This is a genomic window from Bradyrhizobium sp. (assembly GCF_035701725.1).
Lineage (GTDB): Bacteria > Pseudomonadota > Alphaproteobacteria > Rhizobiales > Xanthobacteraceae > Bradyrhizobium.
On record NZ_DASSRP010000307.1, the window covers coordinates 1 to 17,355 of the forward strand.

The 17,355-nt window shown below is 63.2% G+C and carries 17 protein-coding genes; 6 read left to right on the forward strand and 11 right to left on the reverse strand.

Annotated elements, in window-relative coordinates; all coding sequences use genetic code 11:
- Together VFL62_RS18180 and VFL62_RS18185 are read right to left on the reverse strand one after the other, a co-directional pair.
- Positions 1–614 (reverse strand): hypothetical protein (locus VFL62_RS18180; RefSeq protein ID WP_325173766.1); only part of this gene is annotated, 614 nt, incomplete at its 3' end.
- 172 nt (positions 615–786) lie between these two features.
- Positions 787–1,590: a glucose 1-dehydrogenase gene (locus VFL62_RS18185; protein WP_325173767.1), complete on the reverse strand. Its 804-nt coding sequence runs from the start codon at positions 1,588–1,590 to the stop codon at positions 787–789.
- A 69-nt stretch (positions 1,591–1,659) separates the two neighbouring features.
- Here VFL62_RS18185 and VFL62_RS18190 point away from each other — a divergent pair, with 69 nt between their 5' ends.
- Both VFL62_RS18190 and VFL62_RS18195 read left to right on the forward strand, forming a co-directional pair.
- A complete protein-coding gene (locus tag VFL62_RS18190) occupies positions 1,660–3,000 on the forward strand; it encodes an MFS transporter (protein WP_414644763.1) in 1,341 nt (446 codons plus the stop codon).
- Between the two features lie 37 nt (positions 3,001–3,037).
- Positions 3,038–4,207 carry a beta-propeller fold lactonase family protein gene (locus VFL62_RS18195; RefSeq protein WP_325173769.1) on the forward strand — a complete coding sequence of 390 codons (1,170 nt, stop codon included), beginning with the start codon at positions 3,038–3,040 and terminating at the stop codon, positions 4,205–4,207.
- Between the two features lie 187 nt (positions 4,208–4,394).
- On the opposite strand, the gene VFL62_RS18200 is transcribed toward VFL62_RS18195, so the two are convergent.
- A complete protein-coding gene (locus VFL62_RS18200) occupies positions 4,395–5,291 on the reverse strand; it encodes a CoA ester lyase (protein ID WP_325173770.1) in 897 nt (298 codons plus the stop codon).
- A gap of 18 nt (positions 5,292–5,309) precedes the next feature.
- On the reverse strand, positions 5,310–5,786 hold the full coding sequence (locus VFL62_RS18205) for a hypothetical protein (protein ID WP_325173771.1): 477 nt from the start codon (positions 5,784–5,786) through the stop codon (positions 5,310–5,312).
- Between the two features lie 198 nt (positions 5,787–5,984).
- On the opposite strand from VFL62_RS18205, the gene VFL62_RS18210 reads away from it, so the two are divergent.
- On the forward strand, positions 5,985–6,281 hold the full coding sequence (locus VFL62_RS18210) for a hypothetical protein (RefSeq protein WP_325173772.1): 297 nt from the start codon (positions 5,985–5,987) through the stop codon (positions 6,279–6,281).
- A gap of 163 nt (positions 6,282–6,444) precedes the next feature.
- Here VFL62_RS18210 and VFL62_RS18215 read toward each other — a convergent pair whose 3' ends face one another.
- Together VFL62_RS18215 and VFL62_RS18220 are read right to left on the reverse strand one after the other, a co-directional pair.
- Positions 6,445–7,629 (reverse strand): hypothetical protein, encoded by a 1,185-nt coding sequence (locus VFL62_RS18215; RefSeq protein WP_325173773.1) that lies wholly within the window; start codon positions 7,627–7,629, stop codon positions 6,445–6,447.
- Positions 7,630–7,690: 61 nt separating this feature from the next.
- A complete protein-coding gene (locus VFL62_RS18220; protein ID WP_325173774.1) occupies positions 7,691–8,662 on the reverse strand; it encodes a tripartite tricarboxylate transporter substrate binding protein in 972 nt (323 codons plus the stop codon).
- A 143-nt stretch (positions 8,663–8,805) separates the two neighbouring features.
- On the opposite strand from VFL62_RS18220, the gene VFL62_RS18225 reads away from it, so the two are divergent.
- From VFL62_RS18225 to VFL62_RS18235, 3 genes are all read left to right on the forward strand, one after another.
- Positions 8,806–9,234, forward strand: coding sequence for a PaaI family thioesterase (locus VFL62_RS18225; RefSeq protein ID WP_325173775.1), 429 nt, complete (start codon positions 8,806–8,808; stop codon positions 9,232–9,234).
- Positions 9,235–9,255: 21 nt separating this feature from the next.
- Positions 9,256–10,263: an aldo/keto reductase gene (locus VFL62_RS18230; protein ID WP_325173776.1), complete on the forward strand. Its 1,008-nt coding sequence runs from the start codon at positions 9,256–9,258 to the stop codon at positions 10,261–10,263.
- A 173-nt stretch (positions 10,264–10,436) separates the two neighbouring features.
- Positions 10,437–10,715 carry a hypothetical protein gene (locus VFL62_RS18235; RefSeq protein WP_325173777.1) on the forward strand — a complete coding sequence of 93 codons (279 nt, stop codon included), beginning with the start codon at positions 10,437–10,439 and terminating at the stop codon, positions 10,713–10,715.
- 148 nt (positions 10,716–10,863) lie between these two features.
- Here VFL62_RS18235 and VFL62_RS18240 read toward each other — a convergent pair whose 3' ends face one another.
- The 5 genes from VFL62_RS18240 to VFL62_RS18260 form a co-directional block, all read right to left on the reverse strand.
- A complete protein-coding gene (locus VFL62_RS18240; RefSeq protein ID WP_325173778.1) occupies positions 10,864–12,528 on the reverse strand; it encodes a tetratricopeptide repeat protein in 1,665 nt (554 codons plus the stop codon).
- 98 nt (positions 12,529–12,626) lie between these two features.
- Entirely contained in the window at positions 12,627–13,976 is a 1,350-nt protein-coding gene (locus tag VFL62_RS18245) for a HAMP domain-containing sensor histidine kinase (protein ID WP_325173779.1), read from the reverse strand.
- The gene (locus VFL62_RS18250) at positions 13,969–14,667 is read right to left on the reverse strand and encodes a response regulator transcription factor (RefSeq protein ID WP_325173780.1); all 699 of its coding nucleotides are present in this window, start codon (positions 14,665–14,667) and stop codon (positions 13,969–13,971) included. Before VFL62_RS18250 ends, VFL62_RS18245 begins: the two co-directional genes overlap by 8 nt.
- Positions 14,668–14,686: 19 nt before the next feature.
- The gene (locus VFL62_RS18255) at positions 14,687–16,243 is read right to left on the reverse strand and encodes an efflux transporter outer membrane subunit (protein ID WP_325173781.1); all 1,557 of its coding nucleotides are present in this window, start codon (positions 16,241–16,243) and stop codon (positions 14,687–14,689) included.
- A gap of 142 nt (positions 16,244–16,385) precedes the next feature.
- Positions 16,386–17,355, reverse strand: a 970-nt coding sequence (locus VFL62_RS18260; protein WP_325173782.1) for an efflux RND transporter periplasmic adaptor subunit, incomplete at its 5' end; no start/stop codon positions are given.

Here is a 17,355-nt window from a genome sequence, read left to right on the forward strand (position 1 = left end):
GCCGCCTCGCGCACCACCTTGGTATTCACGGCGTTGATCTCGCGGTCGAGATTGGCGAGTTCCGGATTGCCGCAGATCGCCTTTTCGACCGGACGCCTGGCGTTGGCGCAATTGAAGCTCGGCTTGTTGTTGACCGCCATCATCGCGCCGATACGCTCGATCTCGAGCGACAGCGCCTTGTAGTTGGCCCGCGCCAGCGCATTGCCCGGATCGATCTTGACCGCCGTGCCGAAATCGGAGAGCGCGTGGACGCGGTCGCCCTTTTTTCGAAACAACTCGCCACGGGCGTTGAACACCTCGGCCTGCGTCGGATCGAGCCGCAGCGCGATATCGTCATCGCCGATCGCGCGGTCGATCTCGCCCCTGCGGTCATAGGCGGCCGCACGCGCCACCGCCGCCTTGATACGTTCCGCCTTCGGTGCCTTGTCGTTACCGATCACCGCACCGCAGGAGGCAATGATCCTGTCGTCGTCGGCCGCGGTGAGCGCCGCCATGCACGGCGCCGAATCGATCTGCTCGCCTGTCGGCTCGACGGGCGCGGCACGCACGCTGCCGCACAACGTCATGCCGGCAATGGCGAGTGCCAGCAGAACGATAATTACATAATGTCGCATCAACTATCCGCTCTCGTGTCTCGGACGCGGCGCAGCGTTCTTCACGCTGCTCCGCAGAGCCGGGACCTACACCCTCGAACCGTAGACCCCGGATCAGCAGCGCATCATATGATTGGGTCGCACGCGGCGACCCAATCATGCTGCGCAGCATCCGGGGAACGCAAGACAATCGTTACGTCACCTTCAGCGTGATTCCGCCGTCGACGACGAGTTCGATGCCAGTGACATATCTCGATTCGTCGGAGGCAAGAAACAACGCTGCGTTGGCGACGTCCCAGGCATCGCCCATGTGACCCATCGGCACCTGCGCGTCGCGGGCACGCCACATCGCTTCCACGTCGCCTTTGGCGTAGCTGGCGGCAAGGCCCGCCGAATGCTCCACCATCGGCGTCTTCATCAGGCCGGGCAGAATCGCATTGACGCGAACCCCCTGGGCGGCGAATTCGACCGCCGTCGTGCGCGTCATCTGATTCATCGCAGCCTTGGTCGTTGCATAGGTGACGTAGGAAATGCCGAGGTGACGTATCGAGGCAATTGAAGAGATATTGATGATCGAGCCGCCGCCCTGCGACACCATGACCGGGATGACGTGCTTCATGGCGAGATAGGCGCTCTTGAGGTTGACGGCGAAGACCCGGTCCCAGTCCGCCTCGGCGACGTCCACGACGCTGCCGGTCTCGGCGATGCCGACATTGTTGTCGAGCACGTCGATGCGGCCATAGGTCTTGCGGCAGGCGGCCACCATCGCGGCGATCTCCTCACCGCGCGAGGCGTCGGCGGCAAACGCGGTGGCGTGGCCGCCTTCTTTCTCGATGATCCCGGCGGTCTCGGCGGCCGCCGCGGCATTGCGGTCGACGCAAAACACCCGCGCTCCCTCGCGCGCAAAAGTGACCGCGGTCGCCTTGCCATTGCCCCAGCCGGGCCCGATCGATCCCGCGCCGACCACGATCGCTGTCTTGCCGTCCAGACGCCCCACGCCGCACCTCCCTCAAACATTTGCCGGAAATTGGCCGGGCCAAAGCCTGTGGTCAACCTTTCAATTGCGATGACAGGGAACCACGGGCTGATCTCGCTTGTTGAGAGCCGATCACGGGAGCAAAGCTTGCGGCAGGCTGACAGAGGCGTGGAGCGCAAGCTGGATGCGCTGAACTTCTTTCTTGCCGATGTGCGCGACGGCCTTGGCCCCTATCTTGCGATCTATCTCCTGACCGAACGGAAGTGGGACGAGGCCAGCATCGGCGCGGTGATGTCGCTGGCAGCGCTCGCCGGTATCCTGGCGCAGACGCCGGCCGGCGCCCTGATCGACCGCAGCCGCGCCAAACGCGCCCTCATGGTTGCAGCAGCGATCGGCGTCACCGCGGCGAGCCTTGCGCTACCCTTCATCGATCAATTCGCCGCCGTCGCAGCGACGCAAGTGCTGGCGCATGCCGCCGGCAGCATCTTTGCGCCGGGCATTGCCGCGCTGTCGCTCGGCATCGTCGGGCTCTCTGCTTTTGCCGCGCGCACCGGCCGCAACGAAGCGTTCAATCACGCCGGCAATGCCACGGCCGCCGCCATCGCCGGACTTTCGGCCTATTTCTACGGACCCGTGACGGTGTTCTGGCTGATCGCCGCAATGGCGCTGGCAAGCGTGGCGGCGACACTGTCGATTCCACGCCAGGCGATCGACGACCAGATCGCGCGCGGCTTTGACCATGCAGCGGCCGACGATGCCGCCTTGCGCGACCAGCCTTCTGGCTATCGCGTGCTGCTGAGCTGCCAACCGCTGCTGATCTTCGCGGCTGCGACCGTGCTGTTTCATTTTGCCAATGCGGCGATGTTGCCGCTGGTCGGCCAGAAACTCGTGCTCGTCAACCGCAACCTCGGCACCACGCTGATGTCGGTGTGCATCATTGCAGCCCAGATCGTGATGGTCCCGTTCGCGATTCTCGTCGGCCGCAAGGCGGATGCGTGGGGACGCAAGCCGATCTTTGCCGCGGCGCTCGCGGTGCTGGCGCTGCGCGGCGCGCTCTATCCGGTTTCCGACAATCCCTATTGGCTGTTGTCGGTCCAGCTGCTCGACGGCGTCGGCGCCGGGATTTTCGGTGCGCTGTTTCCGCTTGTTGTCGCCGACCTCACCCACGGCACCGGCCATTTCAATGTCAGCCAGGGCGCGATCGCGACCGCAACGGGGATTGGCGCGGCGCTGAGCACCGGTGTTGCCGGCTTCATCGTGGTTCATGCCGGCTACGACGCTGCCTTCCTGTTTCTCGCGGCCGTGGCCGCCATCGGCCTCGGTTTGTTCACCATGCTGATGCCCGAGACCGCGCCATACCAAGGTCGAAGCCGCGAGACTAGCAAGGACAGGGTTCCCCGCGTAATGTCCCCCCGCGAACCGGCCCGGTGAGAGGCCGGCCTTGATCCAGTTCTGGGGAGAACACCTGATGTCTGTCTTTCGTCACGTTGGATTTGCGCTCGCGACCACGATGCTGTGCGGCGCGGCGATCACTTGCGCCCAGGCCAAGCCGTTCATGATCGTCGGCCTCGACGAGAAGGTGCTGTGGGACAATGACGGCAAGACGGTCCTGTCCGCGCCGGGCAAGGATTCCGTTCTGATCGTCGATCTCGCCAATCCTGAAGAGCCGAAGATCGTGGCCACGCTGCCGCTGGAGAATTCCGTGGTCGGCCCGCCCGTCAACCTCGACATCGATCCGAGCGGCTCGGTGGCGCTGGTCGCCAATTCGGTCGACGTCGTGAAGGACGGCGACGCGCTGAAGCAGGTGCCGAACAACCAGATTTTCGTCATCGACATGAAGGCGAACCCGCCGAAGCTTGCAGCCACCATCACCGGCGGCAAGCAGCCATCGGGACTGAGCTTCAGCCCATCGGGCAAGATGGCGCTGGTCGCCAACCGCGCCGACAATTCGGTCAGCGTGTTGTCGGTCAACGGCACCGATGTGAAGATCACCGATACCATCACCTTCCCCGACAGCGTTGCCCACGCGATCTTCACGCCTGACGGCAAGCATGCGCTGGCGGTGCGCTTCCCCGCGCACAAGGTCTCCGTGCTCGACGTCAGCGGCGACAAGGTGACCTACAACAAGGTCGACCTGCCGACCGGCCAGTGGCCCTACAACGTCGTGGTGACCCCGAACAGCAAGATCGCGCTGACCTCGGACAACGGCAATTCCGGCGCCTCCGACGGCAGCGTCGACACCACGAGCGTGATCGATCTTGAAGCCAATCCGCCGCGGATCATCGACCGCGTCGTGGTCGGCGACGGACCGGAAGGACTTGCGGTGTCGCCCAAGGGCGATGTGGCGGTCGCCGCGATCCTGCGCGGGTCGAACCAGAAGAACGCCTACTTCCACCAGAAGAACGGCAGCCTCTCGATCCTGAAGATCGACGGCAAGAAGGTCACCAAGACCCAGGACATCGAGGTCGGCGGCTTGCCCGAGGCGGTCGCGTTCACGCCCGATGGCAAATACCTGCTCGCTGGAAATTATCTGGATCAGGATTTCTCGATCCTGAAAGTCAACGGCACCAAGGTCACCGACACCGGCAAGCGCTTCAAGGTGCCGGGCCATCCGGCCTCGGCGCGGATGGGGCATTGAGCGCCTGCGATTTGAACTGACGAAAACAGTGGCACCTTCACCTCCCCTGAAAGAGGGAGGTCGACGCGCTCACGGCGCGGCGGGAGGGGTCACTTTTCGTCGTTGCCTTGTTTGGTGTAGGGCCCCCAGCCCTCCCCCTTTCAGGGGGAGGGAGTACGAATTCAACTCGCAGCCCGCTGAATTACATTCAGTCGCCCCGCTCGAATGCCTGCATGGCCTGGTGACGGGCGAGCAGGCGTTTGGCGGTCATATAAGCCGGCATTTCGACCAGCGCCCCGTCAAGCTCGACCCGTCCCTGCCCCGCCGCCCGCGCGGAGTCGAACGCCACGACGAGACGTTCGGCGCGCCGGACTTCGTCTGCGCTCGGCGACAGGATGCCGTTGACGATTGGCGCATGCGCGGGATCGACCAAGCTCTTGGCGACATAGCCAAGCCGCCGCGCCCAGCGCGTGTCCCGCACAACGCCGTCGGCATCGCTGAACGTATAGGGACAATCGACCGCGACCACACCGGCGGCGACGCATTCGACCAGAAAGCGCTGGCGGCAATAAGCGAGTTCGGCGCCGTCCGGCCCGCGCTCGGCGCCGAGATCGGCGGCCATGTCTTCGGAAGCCATCAGGCAGGCCGCGGTGCGCCGGCTCGCTTTGGCGATCACGCCGGTTTGCACCAGACCGCGGGCAAACTCGATGTTCGGTAACAGCGCGGTCGAGCCCTCGGGAATGCCATAGTCGCGCTCGAACCGTGTTACCGCTTCATCGAGCCGCGTGACATGAAACGGCTCGGCCACTTTCGGCAAGCCGACGATGTCGGGGGCGCCCCGCATCACGGCGGCGAGATCGTCCATGCCGTCCTGATCGAGCGGATTGACGCGAACGCCAACCATCCGGCCCGCGGCGCGCCAGGCGGCATAGAGATCGGGCGCCAGAGCGCGCGCCGCGGGGCGCAGTTCCGGCGGCGTGAAGTCTTCCAGCTCCTGGATCAGGACGTCGGCGCCGCTTTTCGGCGCAGCGGAAAGCACGGCCTCGTTGGCGCCTTCCAGCAGGAGCCAGGACCGGCAGAGTCGCGCGGGCCGAAGACGTGGCATGTGCCGGTCAGACCGCGCTCACTGGAACGTCATGTCGAGACATTTCGAAATGTCCGAACCCAGCCCCGAAGAGATGGTGATGCAGCCGCGGACCTTCTGCTTGGTATTGTCGCTGACCCAGATCGAATAGCCGCCCGGCCCGAAGAACGAGTTGGTGTTCGGCGGCTCGGTCTCGGTGGCGTCGAAAGAATAGGTCGAGTCGGTATCGAAAACCCGCGGCTTCTTGGTGCAACCGCCATCGGTCTGCACGTTGATGACTTCCTTGTTGTCGCGCGTCAGCGCCAGCGACACCTGACAGCGGAAATATTCCGATGTCTTGGTGTTGAAGACATAAGCGTAGGACTTGCAGGTCGCGGTGTTCAATTTGCCGGCCATCAGGCCGCGGCTGCAGGAAATGCGCTGGTTGTTCGAGAGCTTGTAGTCGTCGGCGCGCGCTGCGTCCGCGAATGGTAGAAAGAGCGCCACGCCAACAGCGATTTTCAATAAATGCTTCATCCCGTCAGTCCCCAAAACGTTTCCTGCAATCCGCCCGCTACGAAAGATAGTCGTGAAGTGCAAGGCAGGAAATGACAAAGTCATTGGCGTTCGCAGGTCTCATATCGCATCGTGTTGACGACCTAACATCGTTCGTGATTTGTTCAAAACGCATGCGCTGCGTGAGACGGCGGGACATCCTGGGGAGGATATGAAGACATGACACGATTTCTGATCAAGCCGCTGATCGCGGCAGGCATGCTCGCCGCATTGTCGTCGCCAGCCTTCGCCGAGGAACCGGCGGTGTGGGATTTGAAGCCGGACATGGGCTATGCCTACGACAAGGACGGCAAGACCCACGTCTACAAGATGGGAACCAGCAATGCCGGCGTGCTGCTGAAGGGCGCCAAGAAAGTGCCGAAGGGCACGCTGTTCTTCATCGGGCACAACGGGCAGCTCTATATGCGCACCGGCCCGTATCTCGACGACGGCAAATTCATGTTCGGCGCGAATTGACCATTCTACCTTCTCCCTTGCGGGAGAAGGTGCCCTCGCGAAGCGAGGGCGGATGAGGGGCCTCTTGCGGCGGAGGCGAACCCCTCACCCGGCGAAATCTCGCTTTGCTCTATTTCGCCACCCTCTCCCGCAAGGGGAGAGGGAAAGAAGACCGGATCTCACATCAAAACGCCGCCGCCAACTCCCTGGCGCCCGGCAGGCCGCTGTTGGCATCCATGCGGCTGTCGGTGATCGCGAGCAGCTTGGCGACGGTATTGTGGCGGATCGCGACCGGGTTGCGCTCGTAACCGCTGCGCTGAAAGAAATTCGAGGTCGGCACCTGCTCGCGCATCGCCTGCGGCATCGTCACCATGTCGAGCCCGGTGCCGTCCCCGGTGAGATTCATCATCTCAAGTTCAGCGGCGGTCAGTGGGCGGGTGTAACCCTTGGCGCGCGCGAAAATGACCGAGGTCAGGAGCTTGTGGGTTTGCAGCATCGGACCGACGTCGATATCGAGCACCATGGCATGCAGCGCCCAGCCCTGCGGCGTATCGGCGAGTTTCTGATGAGCCGACCAATCGTCCGGTACCGAACGCGCATAAGCGACCATCTTTTTCAGCACCGCGACCTTGCGATCCATCGCCTCGCGGCGCGGACCTGACGAGGCGGCCGCTTGCTGCGAGAGTTCGCGGACCAGCTCAGGTCCCTTTTCGGCAAGCAGCTCGATGCTATTGGTCGTCAGCAGCTGATTGTAACCGATCGCGGTCGAGATCGCGCGCCGGCCGCCGTGCTCGATACCCGCCTGCACATCGTAATTGCCGGTGCCGCCGGTCTCGAACGAATAGACACGCACCGCCTGCTCGCGCGTAAGACCTGCGGCCAACGCGTAGCGTGCATAGGCGCGCTTGAACTCGAGCTCGCTCGCCGGCTTTTGCGGCGACCACTGGTAGTGCTCGTTGGCGGCTTGCAGGAGATCGCCGACAACCGGGATGGCCTTGCGTGGCGGCCTTGCTTCCGGCTCCTCGGGTTCTGGATTCACCGGCCGCTTGGGTCCCGTATAGATCGGCGGCTGCGTCAGCACATAATCGTCGAGCGTGAGCGGAATATGCTCGCGCCGCTTGGCGTTGCGTCCGCGCCGCTTCTCGGCGATCGCATTCCAATAGGCGCTCGCTTGTTCCTCGAATGCGGCACGGGCTTGCTGATATTCGGCGAGCAGACGGCGATATTCCCCGACCGTCAGCGGCGAGGCCTGAGCCATGGCGTCGGCCGGAGATGGCGCGCGATCGATGGCCCGCGCCGGCGACACCGCAAATGTCAGGGCAAGCGTCAACCAGGCGGCGCGACAACGAATCATTTTTTCAAGGAACATGGGTTGATTTTAGAGCATCGAGGCGCGGGCCGGGAACGGCTTTTTTCGTGAAAGGCCACCCTCACTCCGGTTCGACGCCGCTCGCTTTCACCAGCTCCGACCATTTCCTTTCATCCCGGTCGATAAAATCGGCATATTGTTCCGGCGTGCTCGGCGTGATCTCGGTTCCGTCAAGCGCGAGCTGCTTTTTTACCTCATCGGAAGCGAGCGCGGCTTGCAGCGCCGCACTGAGCTTGTCGATGATCGGGCGCGGCGTCCCCGCCGGCGCCACCAGACCATAGGCCAGCACGGCATCGAATCCGGTTACGCCGGCTTCGACCATTGTCGGCACGTCGGGCAATAATTGGTTGCGGCGGATCGACGTCACGGCGAGACCGCGCAGCAGACCCGCCTTGACGTTTCCGGCAGTTGCGGCGACCGGCGAGAAGCTCACCGGAATATGTCCGCCCAACAGATCGCTGACGGCGGGTCCCGTCCCCTTGTAGGGAATGTGAACGATCGAAATACCGGTCGCCCGCGCAAAATATTCCCCGGTGATATGGCCAACGGTGCCAATGCCGGCGGAGCCGAAATTGACCTTGCCCGGGTTGGCCTTGGCGTAGGCCACCAGTTCGGCGACGGTCTTCGCGGGGAACGACGGATGCACCACCAGCGAAGAGGGCGCGCTGCCGATCATGCCGATCGGCACAAAATCTATCCGTGGATCATAGCCGGCGTTTCGGTAGAGCGAGGGCGCGATCGCGAGCGTGCCGGTATAGCCGACCATCAGCGTGTAACCGTCCGGTTCGCTTTTTGCGACCGTCTTGGCGCCGACCGTGCCGCCCGCCCCGCCTCTGTTGTCGACGACGATGCTCTGGCCGAGCAACTGGCTCATCTTGTCGGCGATGACGCGGCCGACCAGCGAGGTCGAACCTCCCGGCGGAAACGGCACCACCATCGTGATGGTGCGGCTGGGATAGGTTTGCGCGCCGGCAACGCCGGCGATGCCAAGCGCGACCAGCAATTGAGCAAGCAACGCGCTCACACCGCGCATGGCAGACCTCCCGATTATTCCCTTTTTTGCCATCGTGGTCGAAAGAAGAGCCCTTCGCAAGGCGACGCTTGACTAGGAACCACGATCGATTGAAGAAAGTCCGCGCAATCGCACCAAAAGCTTCCCTCCAAAGAAAGCGTCCGATGACGACAGAACCGGCCTACGAAAAGCTCAGAGCGGCGGGCTGGAGCGCGGTCGAAACCAGTGGATTTCTGAACCTCGTCGGTCCCTTGTGGGAGCGCTTCGTGGACGGCAATCACGAATACGCGATCCTCGCCGAGCACAAGCATCATAACCGCCGCAACCGCGTTCAGGGCGGTGTGTTGATGACGCTGGCCGACCGTGCCTCAGGCATGGTCGCGCGCAAGGTTTCGGGGCGACCGACTCTCGCCACGGTTCAAATGGACGTGCACTTCGTCGACGCCGGCCAGATCGGGGAGCTTCTGATCGCGAAGGCGCGCGTGGTGCGCGTAACCCACACGCTGATTTTCACCACCGCCGAGGTGGTGGCGGAAGGGCGGATCGTCGCCACAGCGAGCGGCGTGTTCAAGATCCTGAAAGATAATTCCTGATCTCATCGAAAGGAGCGCCACGTGGAGTATCGTCAGCTCGGCCGCAGCGGCCTCAAGGTTTCACCGATCTGCCTCGGCACCATGATGTTCGGCGGCCCGACCGATGAAGCGACATCGACTCGGATCATCGCGAAAGCGCGCGAGGCCGGCGTGAACTTCATCGACACAGCTGACGCCTATTCGAGCGGCGGCTCGGAGACGGTGGTCGGCCGCGCGATTTCCAACAATCGCCCGGGCTGGGTGCTGGCGACAAAGCTCGCCAACCAGATGGGGGATGATCCCAACCGGGGCGGCCTGTCGCGGCGCTGGGTGATGCAAGCGGCCGACGAAAGCCTGCGGCGGCTCGGTACCGACTACATCGACATCTACTACCTGCACAAGGAAGACCATGCGACGCCGCTTGCCGAGACCGTGCGGGCGATGGGCGAACTGATCAGGCAGGGCAAGGTGCGCTATTTCGGCGTCTCGAACTATCGCTCCTGGCGCGTCGCCGAAATCTGCAACATCTGCGACGATCTTGGCATCGACCGGCCGATCGTGAGCCAGCCCTACTACAACGCGATGAACCGCATGCCGGAAGTCGAACACATTCCCGCCTGCCATTATTATGGGCTCGGTATCGTCGCCTACAGCCCGCTCGCGCGCGGCGTGCTTACCGGCAAGTACAAGGTGGATGCCGCGCCCGACGCCGGCACCCGCGCAGGACGCAGCGATACCCGCATGATGCAGACGGAGTGGCGGCCGGAATCCCTGCAACTGGCGCAGGAAGTGCGCAAACATGCGGAGGCGCGCGGCATCACCGCCGGTCAGTTCGCGGTCGGCTGGGTGCTCAACTCTGCCTTCGTCACCGGCGTGGTGGCAGGTCCCCGCACCGAGGAGCAGTGGGACGATTACGTCCGGGCGCTCGACTATCGCTTCACCGCGGAGGACGAAGCCTTGATCGACCGCCTTGTCGCCACCGGCCATCCCTCGACGCCGGGCTACAACGATCCGCAATATCCGATCGAAGGCCGCAAGGTGCGCAGCTAGAACCTACATTCCGGTCTTCGCGCGTGCCCGACAGGCAAAGCTTGCCGGGCACTTAACGGCGCCCGCACTATTGGGCGTTGATTTACAAGGCTAATTTATCTGGCCTGAGGCTTGCTTGGCTGATCTTGGGGGGTGTGTCGGTTGCGTGGGTTTGCTCACGAAGGCCATGAGACATGTCAAAACATCACACACTGCCACCGATCATTTATACGCCGCCGCTGAAGCCCAGGAAGGCCGAGAAGAAGCGTCGCCTCGGCGTCGGCCTGCTCGGCGAACTCGACGAGACCACCGAGGCACGCGAAACCGGCACATCCGCACAAGCGATGCAGGTCCGGCTTCCGCCGCAGAACTTTCCCGAGATCGAGACAGCCAACCGCAGGCCGCGCGATCCATCCGGGCGGCTCAGCCAGGGCACGTTATCGGTGCTGTTGCAGGCGCAGGAACTGAAATAGACGAGCCGCCCACAGCTGGCGTTCCTCCTCATCCTGAGGAGCCGCGTTCGCGGCGTCTCGAAGGATAAGAAATCGGGGCTTCATGGTTTTCCCGGCGATGCAAAAATCGTCCGAAGCGCGCGAAGACGCGCCTCCTCGCGATGAGATTTTAGCGCGGCCTGGCCAGTTTCCGCAGCATCGCATCATAAGCGCGCTTGATGCGCTCCACCGCCGGCGTCTTGTACAAAAAGCCTTCGTTGCGGGCGTGGACCAGCATCGAGGCGTTGACCTCGAACACCACGACGTTGCCGTCGCGATCAAGGCCGCAATCGATGCCGCAATAATCAAGTCCCATGCGGGCGCGAATGTCCTGCAGCGCCTGCATCTGCGCTGGCCCGAACACCGCCGCGGATTGATTCAGGAACGCCGCTTCTTCCTGCTGCATCCACGCGTGATGGGCCATGTCGGTATTGATATGATGCAGCTTCCAGTCGCGACCGATGCACAGGTGATAGGGCAGGATTTGATCGTCGACGAAGATGAATCGGTATTTCCGGAAATAACCGTCGGCGGAAAGATAGTCAATGTATTCGATCAGATAGTGGTCGTGGTCCGGCCGCTGCGACAGGAACGCCGACAGGCCCGCAAGGTCTTCGACCTTTTCGAAGTCGTCGCCGCCATGGGTGCCCACGGGTCGCGCCAGACAGCTCGACGTGAACGGCAAAAGCGCCTTGAGCGCCGCTTCGGAACAATCGGCCCCGGCCGGCAGCCGCAACGCCTGCGGAACGCGGCAGTGCGGGATTCCGCCAAGCAATGCGGCAACCGCATCGCGCGTCGTTTGCGCGATCCGGCGCGGATGGTTCAGGGTCGGCAGACCGAGCCGATCGACCAGGTCGGCCGCGAGCGGCAACAGGGCCCCGGTCTGATCGGCGTCGGACACCAGATTGATCACAAGGTGGATATTCTCACCGAGCGCGGCCGTGTCGTATTCGCGCTCGGGAAACAGCGCGAGCGTGTCGGTATCGAAGAACGCGTCCTGAAACAGATACTCGGTCGGCGTATTGCCCCCGAACGGCGCATAGAGCGCCAGCACACGAAATTCCGCCGGTTGCTGCACAGCGGGGCGCCGGATCAACGGTTCGATCCGCGCCGCCTCCGCATAGGCGGTTTGTGCCGCCCTTTCGTCACCGGCCGCCTGCTTCAGCGCTCCGATCCAGTTGAGGCTTTCGGCGTCCTGCGGATTGAGGACGACCGCCTCCTGAAAACTTGCGATCGCCGGCTCGATCTCGTTCAGTTCGAACAGCGCCTTGCCAAGCAGATGGTGAATACGCGCATCCTGCGGGCGTTCGCCCTTCAGCTCGATCAGGATCGCCTTGGCAACGAGGTGTTGCTTGCCCGCCATCAGCGCCTGGACCAGGTTGGCGCGCGCCGCCCAATGCCGCGGATTGAGCCGCAGCGCCTGAAGATAGAGCTCGATCGCGCTTTGGTGCTGCCCGCATCTCAGATGAAGGTCGGCAAAGCTGCACCAGCAATTGGTCAGGTGCGGCGCGATCGTCAATGCCGCCTGATAATTCTCGCTGGCGAGCTGAACGTCGCCGCACGCGGCTGCGACATTGCCGAGCCGGGCGTGCAATTCGGATACCGTCTCGGTCGATTCCATCCCGCTCTTTTCGGCATCGAGCAGCCCCTGCTGAAACGCGGCGATGGCGTCCGTAGCCTTTCCTTCCCTGTACAGAGCAAGGCCCAGACGCAGTTGCTGCTGGGCGATCGAGCCGGGGGTGTCGTTAGCTGCTGAAGCGCTCGCGGGCGGTGAGATCTGATTCGGGGGCGTCATCGTCGGAGGCAGCAGGTCGGCTGAAATTTTGTGAAGTAGCTGCGTCGAGCTTTGCCAATTCTTGGTTAACAGATTGTTACCGGATCCGACGGCGCGGCCTATCGCCTGCGTCCGACCATTTCGAACACGGCGCCCGGATTATTGTCATTAAAGCGCAGATCGAATTCATGCAGGTTGGCGATCGCGGCGGCGATGCTCAGGCCAAGGCCGCTGCCGGGAACGCGATGACCGCTCGAGGTGCGATAGAAGCGTTTGAATATCTGGTCACGCTCCGCCGGCTCGACGCCGATACCATTGTCGCGAACCCTCACCACCGGCAGCCCGTCTTCCCTCGTCACCGAGATGCTGACGCAGCCATTGTCGGGCGTGAACTTGATGGCATTGCCGATCAGGTTCGATACCGCCTCGCGCATCAGGTCACCGTCGCCTTGGATCTGAACCGGCGACTGGGTCTGCAGCGTCATCTTGATCGATTTCGACTCGGCGAGCGGCTCGTAGAACTCGAACAGGTCGGCGCAGATCGCCGACAGATCGATCGACTGGAAGTTGCGCGATTTCGGATGGTATTCGACGTCGGCAAGGCGCAACAGCGCCGCCACCGTCAACATGGCCTTGTCGATGTGGGCGAGCGCCTGCTTCGCCGCCATGCGCAATTGTTCGTCGCTTGAACTCTCGAGCCCACGTTCGAGCTGGGCGTGAACGACGGCAAGCGGGCTGCGCAGGTCGTGCGCGATGTTGTCGCCGACACCCTTGAGCTGCACCAACAGGCGGCCGATCTCGTCCAGCATCAGGTTGACGTCCCGCGATATCTGCGCAATCGGATCGCGCCCCGAACCGACCGGCAGCCGCAAATCCGTGTCGCCTTTCATGATCCGCGCGATGGCGTCGTGGATGGTCGTGAGGCGGCGCGACGAGCGGCGGGCGAAGTAGGCGCCGATCGCAAGCGCCAGCAACAGCATCGGCGCCAAGCCTGACACCAGCGCGCTTTGCACGATGCGGCGGAAAGCCAAGGTCTCCAGCAGACTGCGGCCGAGCAACATGATGTTGCCGTCGGGACGCTGCAGCGCGACGAAAATGACCGGCTCCAGCCGGTTATCGCTACCCGGCGCGCGGGTCGCCGGAACGAAGTGCGCCTTGCCATCCACCGGAATTGCCGGCAGGGCATCGATATTGCCGAACATCGGCTTGCGGTTCGAATCGAACAGGGCGGCATAATCGATGCGCCGCAAATCATTGGTCAGCCTGACCTCGAAGGCGTTTCTCAGCTCCTCGACCGACCGGTTGGCGCTCTTGGCCGCTTCGGTTTCCAGGATGAGCCGGTTTCTGGCTTCGTTGGCTTCGCCGATCCGCAAGTACACCAGGCCGAACACCACCGTGGTTGCCAAGGTCGTGACGAACACGAAGGCAAGCGCGACGCGCACTGCCGACGAGCGGAAAAATTCAAGCATTCGCATGCAGCATGAAGCCTGCTCCGCGGATATTCACGATCAGCGAGGGCATGCCCTTGGTATCGATCTTCTTCCGCAGGTTGCTGATATGGACGTCGACGACGTTGGTCTCGAGCGAAAAATGATACTGCCAGACCTCCTGCAGCAGCATGGCTCGGGTGATGACCCGTCCAGGGTGGCGTAGAAAATATTCCAAAAGGCGAAACTCGCGCGGCAACAGCTCTATCTTGTTGCCGCCGCGATACACGGTCTTCTCGATCAGGTCCATTTCGAGATCGCCGACCCGCAATTTGGTGATGCGCACGTCATCGAGCCGGCGCAGCATCGCTTCGACCCGCGCCGAGAGTTCGACCATCGCAAACGGCTTGGTCAGGTAGTCGTCGCCACCGGCCTTCAGCCCCTTCACTTTCTCGTCGACGGAAGACAAGGCTGAGATGACCAGGACCGGCACCTTGACGCCTTCCTTGCGCAGGGCCTCAAGCGTCACGAGGCTGTCCTCGCCGAACACGATCCGATCCATGATCATCATGGCGATGTCCCCGACCCGCGCCGCGTCCGCAGCCTCCGCAATCGAGGCTTGGCGGACGACGTAGCCCTTGCCTTCGAGTTCGCCCTTGATCTCGTCCGCCATCTCCTTCTCGTCCTCGACGAGGAGAATGGACTTGGGATGAGCCTCAGGCTTCGTCGTCAAAGGCCTGCTCCTTGCTTCGTCAGGGGGTCATCCCCGGAGGCGGCAATGGCGGCCTCGCATGCGGCGGGTCCTGTGCCAGACGCTTGACGGCTGCAACCACCGCCGGATCGGGGTGCCTGACCGGCGGAATGATCTCGTCCGGCGGCCAGCCGCCGCCCAGCGCTTTATAGAGCGCCACGAAACTGTCGCCTGCAAGCCGTACCACCTCGGCGCGCTGCTGTTCCAGCGCGAACTGCTGCCGTTCAGCGTCGAGCACGTTGAGAAAGTCGGTCAGGCCGCGGTCGTAACGCTCGGTAGCCACCTTGGTAGCCTGACGCGCCGCGTCGATCGCGGTGTCGAGGCTGCGCACGCTTTGCCGGTAACCCTGATACGAGGCGTTGGCTTCGTCGACTTGCTGCACTGCGACCAGAATCGTCTGCTTGTAGACAGAGGCAAGCTCATGCGCCCGATAGTCGGCGATCTCGATCTTGGCATCGAGCGCGCCAAAGTCGAGAATTGGTGCGCTCAACGTCGGTCCCACCGAGCCGATCCAGGTGATCGGAATCGTCGAACCGGATCGGGGACCGGTCTGGGCACCTCCGCCGGCGGTAATGGCCACGCTCGGGAACAGGTCGGCAGTCCGCGCGCCGATCTCGGCGACGGCGGCAGCCAGGAAGCGCTCGGCCTCGCGGATATCCGGACGACGGCGCAACAGATCGACTGGCGTGCCGACTGGCGCCCGGGGCGGCAGGCGCGGCACCGCGCCAGGACGGCGCAGGTCGCGAGCAATCGCTTCCGGATATTCGCCGAGCAGAACTGCGATCGCGTAGCCGTTGGCTTCGATCAGCGCCTTGAGCGGCTCGACATCGGCCTGCAGGGTCTCGACCTGACGCTTGGCCAGCAGCACATCCAGCTCGTTGGTCAGGCCGCGATCGAGACGGGTCTGCGCCAGATCGAGCACCTTACGCGACGCTTCGATGTCACGATAAAGAATCTGCAGCCGTTCCTGCCGCGCGCGCAAATCGAAATACAAGCGGGCGACGTCGGCGGCGATCACGACATAAACCCAGTCGCGCGCCTCTTTCAAAGCCTCCGCGGTATAGACCTGCGATTCGAGGCGGCGCGCAACCTTGCCGAAGAAATCGATCTCCCATTCCGCGTCGAGACCGCCGATCGCGCTGACCTTCTTCAGACCCGTGCTGTTGTCGCCGTCGCGCAGGGCTTGCGCAGCCCTGCCCTTGGTCTCATCGGTTCCGGTGCCGACGCCGCCGCCGGCGCTGCCATTGAGCTGCGGCACCGCTTGCGCGCCGATCACGACCAGTTGCAATCGCGCCTGTTGCAAGCGATCCAACGCGATCTTGAGGTCGAGATTGTTCTGGATCGCAAGGTCGATGAGGCGGTTGAGATGCGGATCGCGCAGCGTCCGCCACCATTGCCAGTGATCGCCGTTGCCGCCCGATTGCCCCCCGCTGCCGGCCGGCGGGACGGTGAAGCTCGCAGGAATGGCGGCATCTGGCGTGAAATAGTCCGGGCCGAGCGCGCAGCCACCAAGGGCCCCCGCACATGCGACCAAGCATGCGAAACGACGTATTCTCATGCACCTAATCCAGACACCGCAAACTGCTCCCCGCGGGCGCAAGATAGCGCACGCCATTGATTTGGATGCGTCGACCGCGCGCCGTCAATCCGTGCGGTGGCTTTTGAGGTCGGTTCCCTGTTGAAATGCCCCCCGGCCTCGCTCATTTCACCGCCGCCTCATGCGCGGGAGCCGGGGGGGTGTCCTTCGCCACCCTGACCTGTTCGCCCTCCGACAATGAATCCGGCGGACTGTTGACGACCGTATCGTTCAGCGACAGCCCACTCAACACCTCGAACTCCGTTCCGAGGTTGCGACCAAGCTTCACCGACTTCATTTCGATCTTGTCGCCGGGACCGACAATGGCAAGTTGCGCTCCATGTTCACGGAAGATCAGCGCACTGGTCGGGATGCGTATCGTCCCCGGGCTGTCGGCCAGATTGAAACGCACTTGAGCAAACGTGCCCGGCTGCAGCAGGTTGTCGGTATTGGCGGAATGCAACTCGACGAGCAGGGTCCGCGAGGACTTGTTGATGGCCTGCGACGTCGTCGACACGACCGCCTTGAAGGTCCTGTCCGGATATTGCGGCAGGGTCATTTCGGCGGTCAGCCCGGCCCGCATATTCGCCGACATTTCCTGCGGCACCTGAACGAACACCCGCATCTCATGCACGTCGGCAACCTTGAAAAGCTGCGGTCCGGTGCCGCCACCGACACCGCTGCCGGCGTTGATCAACGCGCCGACGTCGGTGTTGCGCTGGGTCACGATGCCGTCGAAAGGCGCCCTGATGCGCTTGAAGTGCTCAAGAGCTGTAAGGCGGTCAACCTCGCTCTGGTTGACATTGGCCTCGGCCACGGCGGCCTTGTAGCGAGCATCGGCGCTGCCGAACTCCGCTTTCTTAGACTCAGTCTCCTGTTCGGACACCACGCCTTTCGGCGATTCACGCCAGCGCGCGTAGGTCGTCTCGGCGAACGCGCGCTCGGCCTCCCGCACCTTGACCAGCGCCTCGGCGGAGTTGAATTTCGCCTTGGCTGCCGCAAGCTGGGCGTCGAGATCGGGAGCATCGATTTCCGCCAGCAACTGATCCTTGGTGACATGTGCGCCGAAATCGAAATACCAGGCTTTGAGATAG